At 37.5% G+C, this 20,601-nt stretch carries 17 protein-coding genes; 7 read left to right on the forward strand and 10 right to left on the reverse strand.

Annotated elements, in window-relative coordinates:
• Positions 1–307: 307 nt before the first annotated feature.
• Both CWD90_RS20590 and CWD90_RS20595 read right to left on the reverse strand, forming a co-directional pair.
• A complete protein-coding gene (locus tag CWD90_RS20590; RefSeq protein ID WP_103477944.1) occupies positions 308–817 on the reverse strand; it encodes a peroxiredoxin-like family protein in 510 nt (169 codons plus the stop codon).
• Between the two features lie 41 nt (positions 818–858).
• The gene (locus CWD90_RS20595) at positions 859–1,503 is read right to left on the reverse strand and encodes an SDR family oxidoreductase (protein WP_103477945.1); all 645 of its coding nucleotides are present in this window, start codon (positions 1,501–1,503) and stop codon (positions 859–861) included.
• 915 nt (positions 1,504–2,418) lie between these two features.
• Between CWD90_RS20595 and CWD90_RS20600 the strand changes: the two genes are divergently transcribed.
• Both CWD90_RS20600 and CWD90_RS20605 read left to right on the forward strand, forming a co-directional pair.
• Positions 2,419–4,152 carry a thiamine pyrophosphate-dependent enzyme gene (locus CWD90_RS20600; protein WP_103477946.1) on the forward strand — a complete coding sequence of 578 codons (1,734 nt, stop codon included), beginning with the start codon at positions 2,419–2,421 and terminating at the stop codon, positions 4,150–4,152.
• Between the two features lie 938 nt (positions 4,153–5,090).
• Entirely contained in the window at positions 5,091–6,149 is a 1,059-nt protein-coding gene (locus CWD90_RS20605) for a hypothetical protein (RefSeq protein ID WP_103477947.1), read from the forward strand.
• A 167-nt stretch (positions 6,150–6,316) separates the two neighbouring features.
• Here the strand turns inward: CWD90_RS20605 and CWD90_RS20610 are convergent, their stop codons facing one another.
• The 4 genes from CWD90_RS20610 to CWD90_RS20625 all read right to left on the reverse strand — a co-directional run bounded on the left by CWD90_RS20610 (position 6,317) and on the right by CWD90_RS20625 (position 11,201).
• Complete coding sequence (locus tag CWD90_RS20610) at positions 6,317–7,162, reverse strand: transglutaminase family protein (protein ID WP_103477948.1); 846 nt, start codon at positions 7,160–7,162, stop codon at positions 6,317–6,319.
• Between the two features lie 161 nt (positions 7,163–7,323).
• Positions 7,324–8,301 carry an alpha-E domain-containing protein gene (locus tag CWD90_RS20615; protein WP_103477949.1) on the reverse strand — a complete coding sequence of 326 codons (978 nt, stop codon included), beginning with the start codon at positions 8,299–8,301 and terminating at the stop codon, positions 7,324–7,326.
• A 9-nt stretch (positions 8,302–8,310) separates the two neighbouring features.
• Positions 8,311–9,750 carry a circularly permuted type 2 ATP-grasp protein gene (locus tag CWD90_RS20620; RefSeq protein WP_103477950.1) on the reverse strand — a complete coding sequence of 480 codons (1,440 nt, stop codon included), beginning with the start codon at positions 9,748–9,750 and terminating at the stop codon, positions 8,311–8,313.
• A gap of 407 nt (positions 9,751–10,157) precedes the next feature.
• Positions 10,158–11,201, reverse strand: coding sequence for a zinc-binding metallopeptidase family protein (locus CWD90_RS20625; RefSeq protein WP_103477951.1), 1,044 nt, complete (start codon positions 11,199–11,201; stop codon positions 10,158–10,160).
• Positions 11,202–11,474: 273 nt separating this feature from the next.
• On the opposite strand from CWD90_RS20625, the gene CWD90_RS20630 reads away from it, so the two are divergent.
• The 4 genes from CWD90_RS20630 (at position 11,475) to CWD90_RS20645 (ending at position 17,068) form a co-directional block, all read left to right on the forward strand.
• Complete coding sequence (locus CWD90_RS20630; protein WP_103477952.1) at positions 11,475–11,771, forward strand: RNA polymerase sigma factor; 297 nt, start codon at positions 11,475–11,477, stop codon at positions 11,769–11,771.
• A gap of 589 nt (positions 11,772–12,360) precedes the next feature.
• A complete protein-coding gene (locus tag CWD90_RS20635; RefSeq protein ID WP_157941287.1) occupies positions 12,361–13,305 on the forward strand; it encodes a hypothetical protein in 945 nt (314 codons plus the stop codon).
• 372 nt (positions 13,306–13,677) lie between these two features.
• Positions 13,678–15,000, forward strand: coding sequence for a serine hydrolase domain-containing protein (locus CWD90_RS20640; RefSeq protein WP_103477954.1), 1,323 nt, complete (start codon positions 13,678–13,680; stop codon positions 14,998–15,000).
• Positions 15,001–15,277: 277 nt separating this feature from the next.
• Positions 15,278–17,068 (forward strand): sulfatase-like hydrolase/transferase, encoded by a 1,791-nt coding sequence (locus tag CWD90_RS20645; RefSeq protein ID WP_192878052.1) that lies wholly within the window; start codon positions 15,278–15,280, stop codon positions 17,066–17,068.
• Positions 17,069–17,160: 92 nt separating this feature from the next.
• Here CWD90_RS20645 and CWD90_RS20650 read toward each other — a convergent pair whose 3' ends face one another.
• Positions 17,161–17,739 carry a peroxiredoxin-like family protein gene (locus CWD90_RS20650; protein WP_103477956.1) on the reverse strand — a complete coding sequence of 193 codons (579 nt, stop codon included), beginning with the start codon at positions 17,737–17,739 and terminating at the stop codon, positions 17,161–17,163.
• An 83-nt stretch (positions 17,740–17,822) separates the two neighbouring features.
• Positions 17,823–18,776 carry a L,D-transpeptidase gene (locus tag CWD90_RS20655; protein WP_103477957.1) on the reverse strand — a complete coding sequence of 318 codons (954 nt, stop codon included), beginning with the start codon at positions 18,774–18,776 and terminating at the stop codon, positions 17,823–17,825.
• Positions 18,777–19,096: 320 nt separating this feature from the next.
• Here CWD90_RS20655 and CWD90_RS20660 point away from each other — a divergent pair, with 320 nt between their 5' ends.
• Complete coding sequence (locus CWD90_RS20660) at positions 19,097–19,552, forward strand: YybH family protein (protein WP_103477958.1); 456 nt, start codon at positions 19,097–19,099, stop codon at positions 19,550–19,552.
• Between the two features lie 58 nt (positions 19,553–19,610).
• Here CWD90_RS20660 and CWD90_RS20665 read toward each other — a convergent pair whose 3' ends face one another.
• Together CWD90_RS20665 and CWD90_RS20670 are read right to left on the reverse strand one after the other, a co-directional pair.
• Positions 19,611–19,820, reverse strand: coding sequence for a helix-turn-helix domain-containing protein (locus CWD90_RS20665; protein ID WP_103477959.1), 210 nt, complete (start codon positions 19,818–19,820; stop codon positions 19,611–19,613).
• Positions 19,821–19,829: 9 nt separating this feature from the next.
• Positions 19,830–20,474, reverse strand: a complete 645-nt coding sequence (locus CWD90_RS20670; RefSeq protein ID WP_103477960.1) for a DUF2975 domain-containing protein — start codon at positions 20,472–20,474, stop codon at positions 19,830–19,832.
• Positions 20,475–20,601 lie beyond the last annotated feature (127 nt).

Here is a 20,601-nt window from a genome sequence, read left to right on the forward strand (position 1 = left end):
TGCGTTATTAATAGTTCTGGTAGTATAAGCTTTAATAGGTCCAAAGATAATTCCAATGCCGATCGTTTTCTTGCAAAGATCGGACTCCTATTTCAATTCACACACAACTTTTGGGATTGATCCATATTCAGGGTAAAACCACTAAAAGGGCTCTCCCCTTAACTTTATGAACAAATTTTTAAAGTTAATGCCGGTATCTCAAGGATGTTTACATTGGTTGAATTTGACCGACTCTTTCGAACGGCCCAAACAATAATGTATGTAAATAAAATGATAAAAAGGTTATTTTATGTTAAGCTAATCAGCATTATGCTTCCCCTCGTGCCGGATAACCATTTTTAATAATATAATCGATTCCGGTTAATAACTCATCAAAACCAGGCCTCGCAAAGGGCATGCTTTGAATCGAGGCGCTATACATGGTACCATCCGGTTTAATTAAAAATAGCCCTGGTTCGATGAACTGTTCAGGTTCCGTGTCTTTGATTCCGTTGGAAATATACAGCCCCCATCCCTTAGCTTCTTCAATTGAAAATCCATACCCGATGCGTACATCGGCAACTTTCCATTCGCTATAGGTCGCTTTTGCCTTTTCCTCGGTATCCGAACTAATGGCAATGACGTTCACTCCCAATGCAATGAATTCCGGTAATTTATGTTGTAGTTCATGCAATTGCTTTCTACAAACAGGACAGTGCTTTCCCCTGTAGAATAAGACCATAGTAAAATTTTCGGGCTCTTGTTCACTTAACTTCCATTTAGTGTCGTTTACTAAATCGACAATTATATTGGGAACTTCTTTTCTGGGTTTTAACATTTTTTAATTGAATTTGAATTTGTTGCTTCTTTACATTGCTTTTAAGCCATCTTTTCTTCAGACAGGGCATCCATGGCTTCTGCGATTAATGTCTCCCCACTAATTATTTCAAATGTTTCATTCGCAGAAGCACTATCATGCAAGGCCCTAACCAAGGTTTGGGCTACATCGTCTCTACTGATTTCTCCTTTATTGTTGAGCTTGTGGCTCAATGCTATTTTTCCCGTGCCTGTTTCGTTGTTAAGTGTTCCGGGCCTTATGATGGCATAGTTCAGCTTACTTTTCTTTAAGTATTCATCGGCGTTATGTTTCGCTTTCAGGTATTCTTGAAGCTCGGATGCTATCTCAGGAGCATCGGCACCCATGGAACTTAGCATAACGAACTTTTTAATATTGGCGATTTTCGAAGCACTAATAAGGCGTTTGGCACCTTCTTGATCTACCTCAATAACTTTTTTCCCGCCAGATCCAGCTGCAAAAACCACCTTGTCAATATTCTTGACCGTATGATTGATATTTTTCTCTAAATCACCTAAAACAGTAGTAATTCCATTGTCCGAAAACTGTGCTACTTGTTCTTCCTTGCGCACCATCGCTATGGGATTAAAATCTTGTGACTCCCTTAAAAGTGCAACTATCTTTTTGCCCGTGTGCCCGCTGGCACCGGCTACTAATACATTTTCCATTTCTCTGTTTTATAATTCCGTATAAAGTTCCCACTAATTTAACGGTTGGTATGATGCAGACCCATTTAAAATTGATGCATAACCCAATGCATCCCTAGAATAATCCATTTTGAACCCATACCTAATGTGGACAATAATTCTGTTGTTCAAAACGTACCCCATTTTCTCTGTAACGCATATCCGTCAGAAATAATAAGATTACAGTCAACCTTAATAATTGAAATGTCCTTATTTTGTTACATCTTGAAATTAAAAGCCCAATTCGAATCTTAAACCCATAAAACCAAAAGGTTATACTGATTAAAGATAGAGTAGTAATATTAACGGGGCCCTCAACTGACATCGGCGAAGCCACAGCCATATAGTTGGCAGCGAATGAGGCCAAAGTGTTCCTTCCCGTTAGAAAGGATGATAATTTGAAAACGAGAATAGACCAAGCGCAAGTTTTGAACTGTTAAAACTAGAAGAACTGTTGTCTTGTAAATCGCATCATGAGATTACCATAATTCATAAAGTTGAATTTCGCCCTTTCCTTTTCATAACCCAGGTAGAGGATGCCAACGGTCTATTTTACCAATACCAACTACGAAAAAGAAACCTTACTGACCATTAGAAAACACCAAGTACAAAAGTTAAGTATAAGTCGGAGTTTAGGAAGGTACCAGCTTTTTATTGCCTAGGAATTTATGGAAAGTCAGTTGGGCAAAGGGGTGTTATCCAAATCACATGAATTTCTATTGAATTCCTGACCTCCCCTTAATTAAAGTTGATTGAAACGGAATATGTGGAATTCATTACTATAGTGTGCATTATCAAAAAAGAGTATTATGATCGATATCTCAAATAAATATAAAATGTTGCATAATTAATTTTCCAATAAACCCCCTTTACAATAAATACACTAAAACTAGAACCATGGCAAAAAAGGTAGCAGACCAAATAGTAGAGATGCTGGTCAATAACAACGTAAAAAGAATTTATGCCGTTACTGGCGATAGCTTAAATAATTTGAACGACGCCGTTCGAAGAAGTGGAAAAATTAAATGGATCCATGTGCGACATGAAGAAGTAGGAGCTTATGCCGCTGCTGCCGAAGCAGAACTTGATGGTTTAGCTTGTTGTGCTGGAAGTAGTGGCCCAGGACATGTACATTTGATCAATGCACTTTACGACGCCAATCGTTCGGGCGTTCCAGTTATAGCGATTGCATCTACCATCAATACACCAGAGTTTGGAATAGATTATTTTCAAAGTACCAACACCATTAAATTATTCGACGATTGTAGTGTATACAATGAAGTGGCTACCACCCCTAAACAAATACCTAGAATGTTGCAAGCGGCCATACAACACGCGATTCACAAAAAAGGTGTTGCGGTATTCGGGTTGCCAGGTGATGTCTCTTTCATGCCAGCTGAAGAAAGTGCAACTGCTATGCTTAACTACAATAGTGAAACAGTACTGCGACCAGCTAATTCGGAATTACAAAAAATGGCCGACCTACTGAACAAACATCCTAAAATATCAATTTTTTGTGGTATTGGAGCAAGGGAGGCCCATGATGATATCGTGACATTAGCTGGGTTGCTCAAAGCACCTATCGGTTATTCATTTAGAGGGAAAATGGGTATGCAACATAACAATCCTTATGAAGTAGGAATGACTGGATTGTTGGGAGTTCCATCAGCTTATCATGCGATGCACGAATCCGACGTTGTATTGTTATTGGGTACCGATTTCCCGTACGAACATTTTATGCCCGTCAAAAATAAGATCATTCAAGTGGATGAAAAGCCAGAACGGTTGGGAAGGCGTGCAAAATTAGAAATGGGCCTGACCGGAAAAATAAAGGATACAATGGAAGCTTTACTGCCATTGATCAAAGAAAAAAACGATGATAGCTTTCTAAAGGCACAGTTACATTTGTATGAAAAAGTAAAAGAAAATCTGAATATCTATGTTAAGGATACAGGCACGGAAAACCACATCAGTCCGGAATATGTTGCCAGCACTATCAACTCATTGGCAAAAGACGATTCTATTTTCACCGTAGATACCGGAATGTGTTGTGTGTGGGGAGCCAGATACATACGCGGAACCGGAAAGAGAATAATGCTCGGCTCTTTCAATCACGGCTCGATGGCGAATGCGATGCCTATGGCAATAGGGGCCCAATTGGCATATCCGACCAGAGAAGTTGTTGCATTCTGCGGAGACGGGGGATTATCAATGCTTTTGGGAGATTTGGCAACCATAAAACAATATGACCTTCCCATAAAGTTAGTGGTGTTTAACAACAGGGCCTTAGGAATGGTAGAATTGGAAATGCAAGTACAAGGCTTGCCCGATAATGAAACTGAAATGGTAAATCCAGATTTTACAATGATAGCCCAAGCCATGGGCTTTAAGGGGTTAACGATTAACCGTCCAGAAAATTTGAAACAATCTTTGAAGGAAGCTTTTGCCGAAAAAGGCCCGGTTTTAATCAATATAATGACAAATCCACAAGCACTGGCCATGCCACCAAAATTAGAATTTGAACAAATGAAAGGGTATGCTTTATCTATGAGTAAAATGATATTAGGCGGAAAAATGGATGAAGTATTGGAAATGATAAAAACAAATTACAAACATTTGAAGGAAGTGTAACGCTTTATTTAAAATAAGGGTTCTATCCTTGAATTTTTAAATTACGATGGGAAGAGTAAAAAATATGCTCTGTCCTCTGTCATTGGACAATATTTATATAAATACCCTAATTATTCCATTTTAAACATCAAATTGTAGCAAATATGTTTCAAAGGCTACTCTTTTCAGTATTCAATCCATATTTTTTAAATTTTTCAGTGCCTGTATTGGAGCAAATCATATACACCACTTGCAAAAGGTCTATCTATAAAGGAATAATTAATCTATTTTGAAAACCTCGGCATATCCTACTACCATATTTAGTTCCGTAAAAGGTAAATTAACGGAACTTTAGAGGTTAGTAATTAGTTACCAATTGTGTTTGATAAATTATATCTCTCTCAACCATTTTGATGAATAGGTTATTTCCTTACTCTGTAATGGCTTATTCTAAATCAAAATTCGTTGAGATACCTGTTCAAATTATAATCACTTACCGAGAAATAGGTTGTTCTTTACCATGATTTTACCGGATGTATCGTCATATGAAGTGCTTTAAAGTTCAACCCTCCCTCTCTATATTTGTGTATGTCATAAGCTACTGAAATGAGCTTGTACCCCGCCATTGAACCTTTTTGACCTTGGCTTCTCAGCTGATATGGCCAACAAGGTTGTATTCTTGGGGTCGGGACAGGAAAACATCTTTGTTATTTTGCAGGCAAAACTTGAATAAGTTTACGTTTGATACAGATCGCCTTTGTATCAAATCCTTTTTTTAACCAAGTCCGAAAGCTACTTACAATATTTCTACAAGCCATTATTCTAAAAAAAGCAAGGTCATGTTAAGGTTAAAGTTTAGCCCTTTCACGATAGTGATTATGAAAAAAAATATTTTGATCCAACTTTCAATTACCGATTGAAATATGATCTAATTTTAATCCACAATCTCTATAAAGTATATGGTTAAATTATTCCATTTAAGACGAATATCAATTTTATCTACATTTTGTTTTTTGGGTATTTTGTTCCTTACAAATTGTTCCAAAGAAGAACAGGAGTCAGATCCAAAACCACAAGAACCTATTTTGTCCGATGCCTATACTTACACCGCCCTAAGAAACGACGGAACAATATTTGAAATTGGTGATGAGACGGGGGAAATAAAAAAAGTTGGCGAAATACCTGAAATTACCTTTAACATTGCATTTAATACCGTAACGAGTTCTGAAAATACGACATACATGTACGAACAGATGCCTGAAATTTTTTCCGGTGATGGCACAACAACAGGATTTAGAGGACAATTATGCGAGCTTAATAATAAATCACTTAGCTCTAAATGTACCATTTTAGATTTTTCGAACAACGTTTTTCCAGAGTTTGCTGGTTTAATAGCTTTGGACTGGGATAATGAGAATAAGAGATTGGTAGGCGTCGTTGGTGATGTGGTAAACGTTTCAAAAGAAAACCCTAATTATCTGATTCATATTGACCCCCAAACCTTGTTAATCACCTATACGGGAATTCAATTTGTTCAAGGTTTTATTAACTCTACATGCCTCGTAGGAAATACCTATTACATTTCAAGTAGGTACGACAACTCCAATAATCAGCCTATATTTAGCTCTCTTGACCTCTCCATTGGCTCCCAAAACACCATAAGTACATCCAATTTGGATTCACCTCCCATTATATTGTCAAAAAACAAGGATGCCAAAAAGTTATTCGGCTTGGCCTGGGAGTTCAATACAGGATTTACCAATGCTGCTATTCCAGTTGCATTTGATATTGTTAGCCAAAAATTTGAAAAATTGCCCTTCCCAACTAGAATAAGTTTCAAACAAGATTTTGGCAAAAGCTATTTCAACGCTGATAGCGGTGAACAAATAGCCTTAGTCAATAGCGAAATGGGTGGTCTTTTGCGGTATAATTTCCAGACCAAAATCTTCAAGCTTGTGCATCTGTCACCATCCAATAATGAACTCTCGAGTCTTGTCGCTATTATAAACGTAAAATGAATTGACTAAATACGGCAATTTTTCGACTATCATAGACCACCGTTTCTAAACCAATCCTAAATAAAGGGGGTCATTTATTTGCCGTACAATAAGGGGTTCTAGCAATGGTTAAGTTCTAGTAGAAAGTCCAATTCTATCTAATTTACTACAATAAACGCTCTCTTAATTTAGGGCCGCACTTTAATCTCCAAGCTAGTTGTTAGAATTGAAGTAGCATTTCCTCTTACCGACCCTGAAACGGGCATAGTATTCAAATAGGTAGCGCTTGAGGATACCGGAAAATACATATTGGATGTTCTAATACCGTTACTGGGGTCATAACCTATCCACCCCGCACCTGGCAGGAACACTTCTGTCCAACCATGAAGCTCATATTTAGGATTATCTACCTCAACGTAAAAATACCCGCTTACAAAACGCGCGGCAATGCCTAGGTGACGCAATAGTTGAATTTGCATCCAAGCAAAATCCCTACATGACCCTTTTTTCAACTCAAATGTTTGATCTGGTTGGTGCGGTTCTCCTTCTTCACGTATTTCTAAATCAAAATCTTCATGGATGTGCATGGTCAACTCCCTTAAAAAAGCAAGTGTGTTGCCATTTACTCCCAATAATAGTGCGTCTCCGTACTCTTTTAAGGATGCCCCAATTGAAATTTTTTCTATAAAGGGATATAATAATTTCTTTAAAGCCTCGTCATACGCAAATGGCATTTGATTAATGCTAGATGGATACAAAAGAAAATTAAACGGATTATATGGGATAATGGTCAATATGGAGGTCGACTTGATGCTTAGTTTCGTGTGCATCCCTTCAAACCAACTAAAATGTATGGTATTGTTTTCGGCATCAGTCTGTTGAGAAATTCCGGCTACCTTAGGTGAAACTTGTAATTTGAATTTTTTTAGTTCTGCATATGATGTTTCTCTTGGTTTGAACCTAAAGTAATGCGGTTCCAAGTAGACTTCCGATTGATACTCATATTCAGTTTCGTGTATAATTTCAACTTCCATAAAACCTTATCGTTCAGGTATAGATTTGACATTGGGCATAACTTCTTTTTCGTACGCTATTTTTATTTGCTTTTTAGCCCGCGTATACTCATGGCCCGCGATAATTCCTGTGCCAGTAATACCACCAAAACCCAATTTTAACAAAGTACTAAAGTAGAGAATCATTGGTTTTCCATATTAAAACTTGTCTGTTCGTGTGAGTTTGCAAAAAAGGAGTCGTAAACCGCTGTTGACACCTCATTGAGTCTTTTCTGGAAGGCATCAATATACTCATGCAAACCACTGTCAAAAATGTCATTTACATCTGTAAACTCTAATTGTGATCTAAGTTTACCCAACTGTTTTTCAGCGCTATTGGTAAACCCACCTTCCTTACCGGTAATTGCTTTTAAGGACTTTTCGGCCTCAATTAAACAGAAGTTAATGGAGCGAGGGAAAACCTTATCTAAAATCAAAAATTCCGAAATATTCAAAGCGGTAAGTTTCCCATATTTTTTTCGGTACATATCATAAGCGGATACTGATTTAAGCAAAGCCGCCCATTGAGCTAGGTCGAAGGGAGTGCCTACAGCCTGTGGTGTTGTTAGTAAGATGTGATATTTTACATCTAAAACACGTGACGTTTTGTCGGCACGTTCTATCAATTGACCAATTTTTCCAAAATGCCAACCATCGTTTCGGGATATTGATATGGCCAAAATTCCATATAAGAGCTGACACCCTTCCTTCACTTTTTTAAAAAATAGACGTGGGTCGCTCTCTTTCCAACTCTTTTTTTCCAATCCTTCCTTTACGAAATAATACAAGTAGTTGATTTGTTCCCATACTTCCTTAGTCAATTCTGGCCTAATGGCCCTTGCGTTTTCCCTTGCGTGACAAATAGAGTTGTATACCGAATTCGGGTTTTGAGGGTCGAATCCCAAGAAATATATGACTTTTTCCTTTTCCACAGTCTCATAAAGGGACTCATATAGATCCCAATCCCCTGTAATGACCACCAAAGGTTTCCATTGCTGAATAGCATCAGGTGCCGATTCCAACGAAAGATTGAAATTTACATCCATGAATCTGGCATAATTTTCGGCCCGTTCAACGTACCTATTCATCCAATACATGGTATTTGCGATTCTACTTAGCATAGTTCTGTTTTATTTATTATCCAAGACCCAAGTATCCTTGCTGCCTCCTCCTTGTGAAGAATTTACGACTAACGACCCCTTTTTCAACGCTACCCTGGTCAACGCCCCTGGTATTACCTTGATATCCTTTCCATAGAGAATATAGGGTCTTAAATCTACATGTCGGCCCTCTATACTATTATCACAGAGTGTTGGCACTCGGGAAAGGTTGATCATTGGTTGTGCAATATAATTCCTAGGATTGTTTTTGATTTTCTTTACGAACTCCTCTTGTTCCGCTTTTGTAGCATGTGGACCTATCAACATTCCATATCCTCCAGAACCATCTGTCTGTTTAACCACCAATTCCGCAATGTTTTCTATAACATATTTGCAATCTTGTTCTTCAGCACATATATATGTTTTAATATTTGGTATTAGTGCCTCCTCGCCCAAATAATATTTTATCAACCTTGGAATATAGGCATAAACTGCCTTGTCATCAGCTACACCAGCTCCTGGGGCATTCACCAATACCACATTTCCCTTTAAATAGGCCCCGAACAGCCCGGGAGTTCCTAAAAGCGAATCTTTATTGAATACCAATGGGTCAATAAATTCATCATCCACCCTGCGGTAAATAACATCGACCTTTTGTAGACCATTTGTGGTCATCATATAAACAAAATCGCCTTTGACTACCAAATCTCCTCCTTCCACTAATTCAGCTCCCATTTGTTGTGCCAGATAAGCATGTTCAAAATAAGCTGAATTATAGATCCCAGGTGTTAATACCACAATAGTGGGTTTATTGACTTTCGTTAGGGACTCTAGCATATCCCTTAAATAGTGCGAATAATCGTGGACCGGCCTAACATGTAGTTGCTCAAACATTTCTGGAAAAGTACGTTTCAAGATCTCCCTATTTTCCAGCATATAGGATACTCCGGATGGGCACCTTAAATTATCTTCCAACACATAAAACTTTCCATCTGCTCCTCGGATGAGATCGGTACCGGAGATATGGCTCCAGACCTTTTCCGGTGGTGTAAGCCCAATACATTCTTTAAGATAACTAGCGCTCGAAAGCACCAACTCTTTGAGAATAATCTTATCCTTTAGGACCTTTTGGTCATTATAAATATCATTAATAAATAAATTTAGAGCTACTATTCTTTGTTGGAGTCCCTTTGATAAATAGTCCCAATCTGCACCGCTCACTATTCTTGGAATGATGTCTAAATGGAGAATACGCTCAACCCCTTGATTGTCACTATATACATTAAAAGTCATGCCCAGGGATAACTGTGCACGATCGGTTGAATGCTGAAGGAAATTAAGTTTGTTCCAACTTACTTTCTCTAGGCGTTTTTTAAATAGTTCATAACTTGGTCGCACTTCATGGGCATCGTTGAACATTTCGTCATAAAAACCTTTTATCGTATACTCGTCAAAATTAATTTTAGGCATATTGTTGAAGTGTAGTTGAATAGTGTGTCAGATTTTAAAGAGGAGCTCAATCTAACCTGTTGGAATAGCGTTCCTTTTAAAGATAGTGTAAAAAGTTTATTTAAACTAGAGCCACAGTAATAAAGTCAATAGAATCCAAGGACGATATTATATAAAACCTAATAATCATAACTATTAAAACTTGGCAATGGGTTTGAAGTAAAATATTTGTGGATTAGTGTAATAACCTTAACCACTAATTCAATGTTCCCTGAGGTCCATCACAATACCAATGCAGTTTAGAGAGCAATTATAATCTCAAAAATGAAACTCTTTTCTTGGGATAAAGTTTCATCCCAACTTAACTACACATTCAACTCACTTATTTTAGCCATAGCAAGTGAAGGCAATAGTATAAAGTTTAGGAACTATCGTTTCGGCAATAGCAATTGGTGAATAAACGTCATTTTATTTACTACCCCCGGAGTAATCACAAACGGATATACATCGGGGACACCCATCGCTCGATTGAGGCTATTGACCGCAAATGATAATGGTATACAAGTATTGATAATAGTTTCAAAGTTTTTTACGGAGTAAGGATCAGATGTTGCTTCAATCCGCATGTTTTTTGAAATATCTGTAGAATTAACCTTCAAACCAAAAAAATGTGCCGTCTCTACCATGTCCATAATGTGCAGATAATGAGCCCAGGTCTCGGCCCAATCTTCCCAAGGGTGTGATGTTGCATATTTGCTAATGAATGAGTCTCCCCAATTGGAAGGTGCACCATGTTTGTAGTAGGCTTGTAAAGAACTACTATAACTCACTTCCTCATTTCCAAAGATTGTCCTAAATGACGATAAAATATCCTTGTTTTTTGAAACTAATTGTTCCCAGAAGTAATGACCTACTTCATGTCTCAAGTGGCCGATTAGCGTCCGATAAGGCTCCTGCATCTCCTTTCTTGTTTGCTCCCGAAAAACGGAATCTGCCTCTCGGATCAAGATAGTTATTACACCATTTGCGTGACCGGTCATAATCTTTAAGTTGTTCCTTTTGGCTATAAAGTCAAAACACAACCCTTCATTATTAACCATCTTACTTGGCAAATCCAGACCGATTTTTTGAAGCTGATATATAAGTCGGTGTTTGGCAACTTCCAAGTTTCTCCATTTCGCAAAGTTCTCTATTTCCGACAGATTGGGGATTGTTCTATTGAGCTGGCATGCTGGGCAATAATCATGTTTTTCGTTCTTTTCGAGTAGCCAATTGCAAACTTTATGCTCCTTGTTTTTACAGTACTTGTACTCAATTTTTTCCCGGTCAGAAATCAAAGAAGTGCTCAAGGGGTCAAAGGTGAGCATTTTACGGTCTGCGGCCCGATAACCGCATGAATGTCCGCAATTATCACATTGGTTATTTTCAAAAAATAAGGGATAATTACAATGACCACACTCAAAAACTTTCATAGATATTAAATTAATGTTGAATCACGTGACTACAAATTATGAACATGATCTTCTCTAGGGATCAGGTCTTGGCTTTTCAGTATAAAAATAACAGTCCATAGTACTGAAACAAAGATGATCTATATTTCGCATATGTCTCATTTCAAGAAATAATAAATCGACTCAAAATTAATAGTTGAATGTGGAGTTTGAACATTTCATAAAATATTTATCGGATAAGTTGTCATATTTTTAAAACTCCTGTAACTAAGGTAGTAGAGACAAGTCATAAGAATGGGCAAAGAACTTGAAAACACTTTTCTAGAGGCATTGGAACAGAATCAACAAAAGTTGCTGAGAATTTATTCCGTTTACGCTAAAGATGCCGAAGATACCAAAGACCTCTTCCAAGAAGTATTGATCCATATTTGGCAATCAATGCCCAATTTTAAGTCCAACTCTTTATTGTCCACCTGGATATTTCGCATCACCTTGAATGTTTGTCTACGTTTATCTAAAGAAATCTTAACACTAGTGTACATTATAATTAAAGATAAAAAAAATTGCACGCAATTGATTATATTCATTTGATATCAAATGACACCAAAGTAAGTTTATGTTTCTGAATATAAGCCATATACATATCTATTTGTTATGTTTTGGAGCTACAATCGCAGTTCTGGCAGGCAAGAGGTCACCGGTTCGACTCCAGTATTCTCCACGATCAAGCGCAATTGGTTGTGAGATTTTGGATTTAGGCAGATATAAGTGATAGTCTAAACTGGAATAATTCTATATTCTAACCTCTCTGAACTGCGCCCTAAATGCTTTTATTTTTACGTTGAAGGATTCGGACGAAGCCTTAGTCCAAATCAGTAAAACTCTTCTGGAAATCAAAAAGGTATTGGCATTTATATCGTTACTCCACTCTTTTAATGTCTGTTTTCCTATGTTTACTACTTTTATCTTTTAGAGTAGGTGCCTAAGTCAAAATAATTAATTTATTCCCTTTCAATTTCCGTGTTATAATAAGAAATCGACTACGAATTATGCAATGGACGTTGAATAATAAAAAGCCAACAAGATTTGTATTATTTTAGGTCTTTTTCTATTTAATAGATTTCCGGTTTTCAACATAGAAAAAACTAGAAATAATAATCCTAATGTAAAATAAACAATTATGAGCAGCAATATTTTGAGGAAAATGTTAATTCTATCATTCATTTTTCAGACGTGTTTTCAATATTCGGCTTACTCACAATCCACAGTAACTTTAGATAACGGAGAACTTAAAGCAACTTTTGTAGATAATAGTTCCTATGGAGTGCACAAAGAAGGCTATAATGGTATATCAGAACTTTTTCATAAGGATCAAGATTCTACGCTATTTGTTCCCCATTTCGCTGGGGTTAACTTGGAACATATTTTTGGTGGGGATTCACTAATATCACTTTTTGAGCCTAGACGTGAACCAATGACTATAAAAAGTATTTCTGATAAAAAAGTTATGCTTCATCAGCCAAAAACAAGCATTTCAAAAGTAGAAAGTTGGACAACTTTTCAATTGGTAGACCCTCATTACATAGATGTAGAGTTTAATTTTGTAGTCCATGACAAAAGCATGTTTAAACATGGATACGTTGGATTATTTTGGGCTTCTTATATTAATTTTCCGGAAAAACTGGGAATTAATTTCAAAGGAAAAAAGAAGAATAGTAGTGTTTCAAGCCAATGGATATATGCCCTTTCTGCGAAACACAATGAGAATGGCACCCATATAGGCGACAATGATAATTATAACTTGTATACAGCACCCAATTTTAATGTAGGTCTTACTGTAGAAGTCTCGGAATACATTTTTACCGAGCCATATTATTATGGAAGATTTCACAATATGGTCTTTGCATATTTATTCGATAAGCCCGAGGAAGGAATTATAAGATTTTCCAAGTCTCCTAGTGGAGCTGGAAAAGGTAAGCCAGCGTGGGATTTCCAGTACATTCTGCCAGAATTTGAAGTAGGGAAAGAGTATTCAATCAAATGGAGGGTGGTATATAAAAAATGGAATGGTCAAAAAGATGTAGAAAGGGAGTATAAAAAATGGTCAAAAACGTTTAGAAAATAATTCTTGTAAAATAGGATTTGCTCTAATTAAAGTGTGGGAAGATAGAATTAAAGTATGTTTAATATACGGAGTAAATCTTAATGGAGTGCATTCAATTGTTATTGATGCATTAATGTTTTATAAGTAAATGGACTGACTATTTTAACTTTGAATATAATTGGGAGTGATACATTCGGCAGTCCTCCGCTAATACGGAGTGGATAAAATTTGAGATGTCGAAATTGATGCTAGAGGTACAGTCGAGCTTAGAACGATTCATACATCAATAAAGTATAGGGAGTTAATGGAAATAACCCCTAGATTGGGAAAAATTGACGAACTTATTAAAGTAATGGAGGAATAACAGATGCCAAACACACTAACCTAAAGAAGATGAAAAACATACTACTACTAATCACCTTTGTACTAAGCACAAATTTGTCCGCCCAAGATTTCGACCGGAAAAAAATGGACAGTCTTTTCACGCTTATCGAATCGAACCAAAAGGGAATGGGGAGTATTTACATTTCTGAAGAGGGAAAGGAAGCCTATCACCATGCATTCGGCTTTGCTAGCAAAGAAGACAACATAAAGGCCACCGATAAAACCAAATACCGTATCGGCTCTATTTCCAAGACCTTTACGGCTTCTATTATCTTGAGATTGATCGAGAACGGTAAATTAAGTTTGAGCACCAAACTCTCGGATTTTTATCCGGAAATCAAGAACTCCCAAGAAATAACTATAGCGCAATTATTAAAACATCGTAGCGGCATATTTAATTTTACAAGTGCCGAGGATTTTACCTCTTGGATGGAACAGCCCATATCAAAAGAAGACCTTGTCAAAAAAATCGCAGGAAACGGTAGTGTTTTTGAGCCCAATGCCAAATTTGAATATTCCAACTCCAATTATGTGTTGCTTTCCTTTATTGCGGAAAAAGTAGAAAATAAAGACTTGGCTCAGCTGATAAAGGAGATGGTTTGCAAGCCCTGCGCTTTGGAAAACACCTATTATGGTGCTAAAATAGCAACAAAAAATAATGAAGCCAAGTCCTACACAAAATCCAACGAATGGCAATTGGCCCCTGAATCTGATATGTCCATTCCTCAAGGCGCCGGTGCCATTGTTGCCACCCCCAAGGACCTGAACATATTCTTGAACTGCCTTTTTAACTATAAAATTGTTTCAGAGAAAACGGTGCAGGCAATGATGGAAATTGAGGATGGCTATGGCCTAGGTATGTTTCAAGTCCCATTTTACGATAAAAAAGCATTTGGGCACAATGGAGCAATAGACGGTTTCCAATCCAATGCCTACTATTTTCCAGTAGAAAACGTTTCTATAGCATTTACGGCAAATGGCTTGGCCATGCCCATAAACGATATCATGATCGGGGCATTGAGTATCTATTTTGGAAAAGATTATAGTCTCCCGGAATTTAAAGAAACGAAGGCCTTAAATCTAAAGTCGGAAGACTTGGATAAATATCTCGGTGTGTTTTCAAGTCCAAGTTTTCCTTTAAAAATAACCATAACCAAAAAAGATAATATACTGGTGGGCCAGGCAACCGGTCAACCTTCATTTTCCCTAGAGGCCTATGAAACTGACAAGTTCAAATTTGAGCAGGCTGGATTAAAATTGGAATTTATTCCATTAGGCAATAAAATGATATTGAAACAGGGAGGTGGGGAATATGAACTAACAAAAGAGTAGTTTCTGCCAGTATTAAAATTCTACATACACCGACTATTAAGTGAACTAATTTGTGGAAAAATCCATTATAAACCTGCTAACTACTTTTTTATATACAGATTAGGTCAAGATTAACTTCTAATAAGTTATAGGTGATGTTAAGACACTGCTAAAGGTAAGTCTATAATATTTGTTAATTTAAGGTCCTAAAATAAACGCAATTTATCCAGACCCGAAAATGACTAAATATCACACTAACTACATCGCCGTATTAGTATTAATAATGACTTGTGCAAACATGTTACAAGCTCAGGACCTACCTAATATTCTTTGGATTACGAGCGAGGACAATAGTGCCTTTCTAGGCTGCTATGGTGATGAATTTGCCAATACCCCCAATCTTGACAAATTGGCAAGTGAAGGTTTTTTGTACACTCATGCCTATGCCAATGCCCCCGTTTGTGCACCGGCGCGTAACACCATTATTTCGGGAATATATGCCAATTCTGGAGGCCACTCCAATATGCGAAGTAACTACCCTAGGGGTAAACAAGTAAAATTCCATGTAGAAGCTATGAGGGAATTGGGCTATTATACTACCAATTCTGTTAAAACCGACTACAACACCAATGTAGCTAAAGAAGTATGGGATGAAAGTAGTTCAGATGCCCACTATAAAAATGCACCACAGGGAAAGCCTTGGTTTGCCATTTTTAATACCACCATAACCCATGAAAGTAAAATTCATGAGCAGTTGCCTATAAGTGAGTTGGGTCACGATCCCAAAAAAGTCCCTATAGCTCCTTACCATCCCCGTACCCCAGATATGGAACGCGACTGGGCACAGTATTATGACCGGATTCAACAAATGGATGCTTTTGTAGGCGAACGATTAAAAGAATTGGAGGAATCGGGAATGGCCGATAATACAATCGTCATTTATTACGCAGACCACGGCGGTGTATTGGCTCGCAGCAAGCGATATGTATACGAAACAGGAACTCATGTCCCCTTTATTGTGCGCATCCCTGAAAAATATAAAAAATTCTGGCCTGCCAAGGAGCCCAATTCAAAAGTAGACCGCTTGATCAGCTTTGTTGATCTATATCCTACCTTACTAAGTTTGGTTGGAGCTCAAGTACCGGAACAGTTACAAGGAGAAGCATTCTTAGGTGAAAATATTAGCCCGGATCCAAAATATGCCTATATGTTCCGTGACCGCATGGACGAATGGTATGATATGAGCAGGGCCGTTAGAAGTAAAAAATACCGTTACATCCACAATTACATGCCCCACAGAATTTATGCGCTGCCAATAGAGTATTTGTTCAGGGCCAAGTCCTTGCAATCATGGCAAACAGCCTATGAAAATGGTGATTGCAACAAAATTCAAAGCGCCTATTGGAATACAAAGCCAGTAGAGGAATTGTACGATACAGAAAATGATCCTTGGGAAACAAACAACCTGGCCGATAATGCCGAATACGCAGCTATTTTAAAGGAAATGCGCACGGCCAACCGTAACTGGATAATAAAAATTAAAGATACCGGGTTTATGCCCGAGGATGAGCGCACCATAAGAGCAAAAGATCAGACTATCTTCGATTACTTTCAAAGCGGTGAAGTACCCATTCAGAAAATCATTGAGGCAGCAGAACTTGCCTCATTTGGTAAAGTTGAAAATAAACAAAAGATGTTAGAGTTCCTTAAATCCAATGAATCTGCAATTCGCTATTGGGGCGCAATGGGTCTACTACTTCTCGAGGATAAAGGACAACCTGAAATTTCTGCCTTAAAAAAGGCCATCTACGACCCTTCGGTGAGCGTGGCAGTGGTAGCTGCAGAATCACTTTACATCCTTGGGGAGAAACAAGAAGCTTACAAAGGCTTCTTAAGGGCGTTAAAAACCGACAGGGAATTTGCCCAAACACAGGCGATGAATTCTATTTATTTGATTGATGACAACAGCCAATTATTAAAAGAAGAGGTCTTAAATACACTAAAGCGAATGAAAATTTCAGATCGCAGTAAATACAATTACAGGGCTGCCATGAACTTGGTCAACAAATGGGGACTTAACATTAATTAAAGACAACCGAAAAATATTAGTGAAGCACAACACTATAGATAATGTACTCTTTTCCCATTCTGATTAAAAGGACCATTGGTGCCTTGGAAAAACTATTTTGCCTTGTCCGCCATCTTTTCAAGCACATTGATTATTTCCAATGGAGTCATCCTTTTGGTATAATTTGCCTCCACATGGCCAGCTTCAATTATTTGCTTTCTATTCACTATAAAGGTAGCTGGAACGGGTAGGGTCTTTAAACCTTCCCCATTCAATAAGGTTAAATCGCGACGCTGGTGATAATCCTCCCCTGGATCAAACTGGAGGCGGTATGCTTTTATCACTTCCTGATTTGCATCACTAAGCACTTCAAATTCAAGTTCGTTTTTTTGTGTAGCCGTTAGTGCATCATCTGGTTTTTGGGGACTAATGGCCAATAAGGTGGCCCCAAAGGATTTAATTTGGGGTAAGTATTTCTGTATCTCCCTAAGATCCAAGTTACAGATAGGGCACCATTCACCACGATAAAATTTAATGATTACAATTCCTGATTTCAATTCTTCTGACAGTGATACTTTTTTACCTAAGGCATTAAGTAACGTAAAATCAGGAGCTATATCCCCTTTAGAAAGCCCTTTTGCCTGAGAGGCATTGGCTATAACCAACTTTTGGAAATCTTGTAAATTACCCATAAACCATTATTTGTTCTACAAACTAACAAAAAGTAAGATCTACGAACAACTAGAAATAGTAATTTACCAATAATTTGGGAAGGCTACTGATAACCATAGATATCCTCTAGTTCCTGTTTTTCACCATTGTCATCCAAAATAGTTAGATTATATCGTATTTGGATTGGGGTATTTAGAGGGGCGTGGTAATAAATAATCCATGCATCGGCTTCCGTAACACCTATACAACCGTTGGAATAGGCCTTGCCCAAGCTCACTGGATTGGTGGTAGGATGTATCATTTGCCCATTTCGAATACCATTTATTTCCGTTTCTATCCATGGAATAACAGGCATTATGGTTGTTTTTTTGTCATCCCTTTTGGTGACATAAAATCGCTTGCCGGTCACGGGATTATAAAAACTAGGGTTCCTTTCCACCCTTACTATTTTACCTTTTCCGGTTTTGGTCCTTAAATCTGTAACGCGATCCCCCATGGCCAAATATCTTTTTCTATGCTGTCCTACCCGAATGGGGATGGTATACAGAAGCAAGGAATCTTGATAAATACGAAGTTTGTACTCTGGAATATTTACATCTATCCAAGTATTTTCAATATTCCTTATAAGATTCTGCCCTTCGTCCGCATCCGGTATCAACAAAGAATCATGAGCCTTGAGAACAATCATTTTCCGCTGATCATAAACAAAGGAATCCAATGCCATTTGCCTGTAATAATCCGTGTTGGCCAAAGTATCCATTATCCACGGATTGGCTCGCACCAAGATATGCTCGGATAAAGTATAGGGCACCAAGGAATCATTCTTGTTCGCCAAAGAATCCATAAACTTAAAATAATGGCCAACTGTAATATCTCTATTAATATAGGCTTGTATGGGTTTCGATTTCTTCAGGCTATTATTTTGCTCCTCCGCCTTTTGCGCTGTGGAATCGGACTTTACAATGGAAGTATTCTTTATTGAAATGGGCCGATTAACATTACATGAAACTACCAAAAGGGTTAAAAAAATGAGTATGATCGTATAATGCTTAATCATTAGGGAAGCGTTTGGTTCTAATTAAATCAAAACTAATATGCCTCAAGGGATTATAAAATGATAATGGTCACACCAGCACATGACATTCCTCATTTTAAGCACTTGTCTATCGATTTATGTTATTTATTTGAACCGATCCACCAAATAAGCTCCTATAAAATTCGAGTAGAAATCCAAATAAGTAAGGGAAATGGATGCTGGGCTAAAACGAAAGCATTAAATTAAAGTTTAGATTTACAGATGACGTATTTAATATAAAGCACATCATCCTTTTTGTGTTTATCAGACAGTAACCCGAATAATCTTAAAACTAGAAAAAAATGAAAAAGAGCTTCCTTTTAACCCTGTACATTTTTCTAGCCATGCAATTGTCATATTCCCAGGGCAATACGGGTAATTCGGAACAAAGGCAAGGGATTCATGCCTTGATAGAAGCCTATGCCCAAGCCAGGGAAAAGAAAGATACCCTATTGCTCAAAGAAATTCTAACGGCAGATGTAGATCAACTGGTTTCATCGGGGATTTGGAGAACGGGTAAAAAAGAATCCATGAAAGGGATGCTCCAAAGCTCGACTGGCAACCCAGGAACACGAACCTTCAAAATTGAAAAAATACGCTTTCTTAATGCGGAGAGTGCAATAGCAGATGCCAGATATCAAATACAGAATCCTGATGATACCCTTAGGAATATGTGGAGCACTTTTATTGTAGTTTTCGAGGAAAATAGGTGGAAAATTTCTGCTATAAGAAATATGTTGCCCGCAGGGCCACAATAAGCTTTCAATCTGGCCATTGTTTAAAAGTCAATAAAAATCGATTCTGATTTCTAATTGATCATCCTTCAGGACTAAATTCCAAAATATCGCCAGGCTGACAATCCAATACCTCGCAAATGGAGTTAAGCGTACTGAACCTAATGGCTTTTGCCTTCCCATTTTTAAGAATGGAAAGATTGGACATAGTAATGCCCACTTTCACCGACAGATCGGTAAGTGACATTTTACGCTTTGCAAGCATTACATCAAGGTTAATTATTATCGGCATTGCATATGTTTAAATAGTCAAATCATTCTCCTGTTTCATTTGCGAGCCAATACGAAACGCCTCGGCAATCACCCAAAGAAAAAGAAAAGAAAATACGGACTGTAAGGTCATAAACGAGAAAAAATTGATATTTGTAAACTCAAGACCCGGATACTCCAATTTATCATAAAGATAGGATGAAGCAAAGATAGTGGCCAATCTATCGAAAAAAATGCATCCAATTCCCAGAAGGGCTATCCATCGCAGACGAATCGCATTTTCTATAATTAGAAATTCTCCTTGTTTTGCCGCTTCCAGAATCTTAATAGTCCATCTTAAACTGTATAGTATGCAAACATTGGCAAGTACCGAAATACCGCTATAAGCAAGTAAAAAACCCTTAGGCAGCTTGTCCACCCCAATAATCCCCATGGCGTTCTCGATATTGAATGTAGTCTCTATCATATTATTTGGGATGTTCACAATCCCATCCTGACTAAGGGAAAACATAACCGTAAAACCCGCTGGGAAAATAGGGGATCCCGTAAAAAAAGCAACAATTGCCAAAAGAATGAATAATCCAAGGCCAAATCCCATAAGCAAAAAGCCTATCTGAAAGACAATAAGTAGGAAATTGATTAGATTTCCGCTGTTAAATTTGTTCTGAATTGCCATATAATATTATTTTATTATTGTAAAAGAACAAATATTTATTGATAAACAATAACAATTTAAATTAAATATTACCAATTAATGCATAATTCAATAAATTAAGACGGTGTAACCATGTACCTTATTCATA

The sequence above is a fragment of the Arenibacter catalasegens genome (assembly GCF_002909235.1).
Lineage (GTDB): Bacteria > Bacteroidota > Bacteroidia > Flavobacteriales > Flavobacteriaceae > Arenibacter > Arenibacter catalasegens.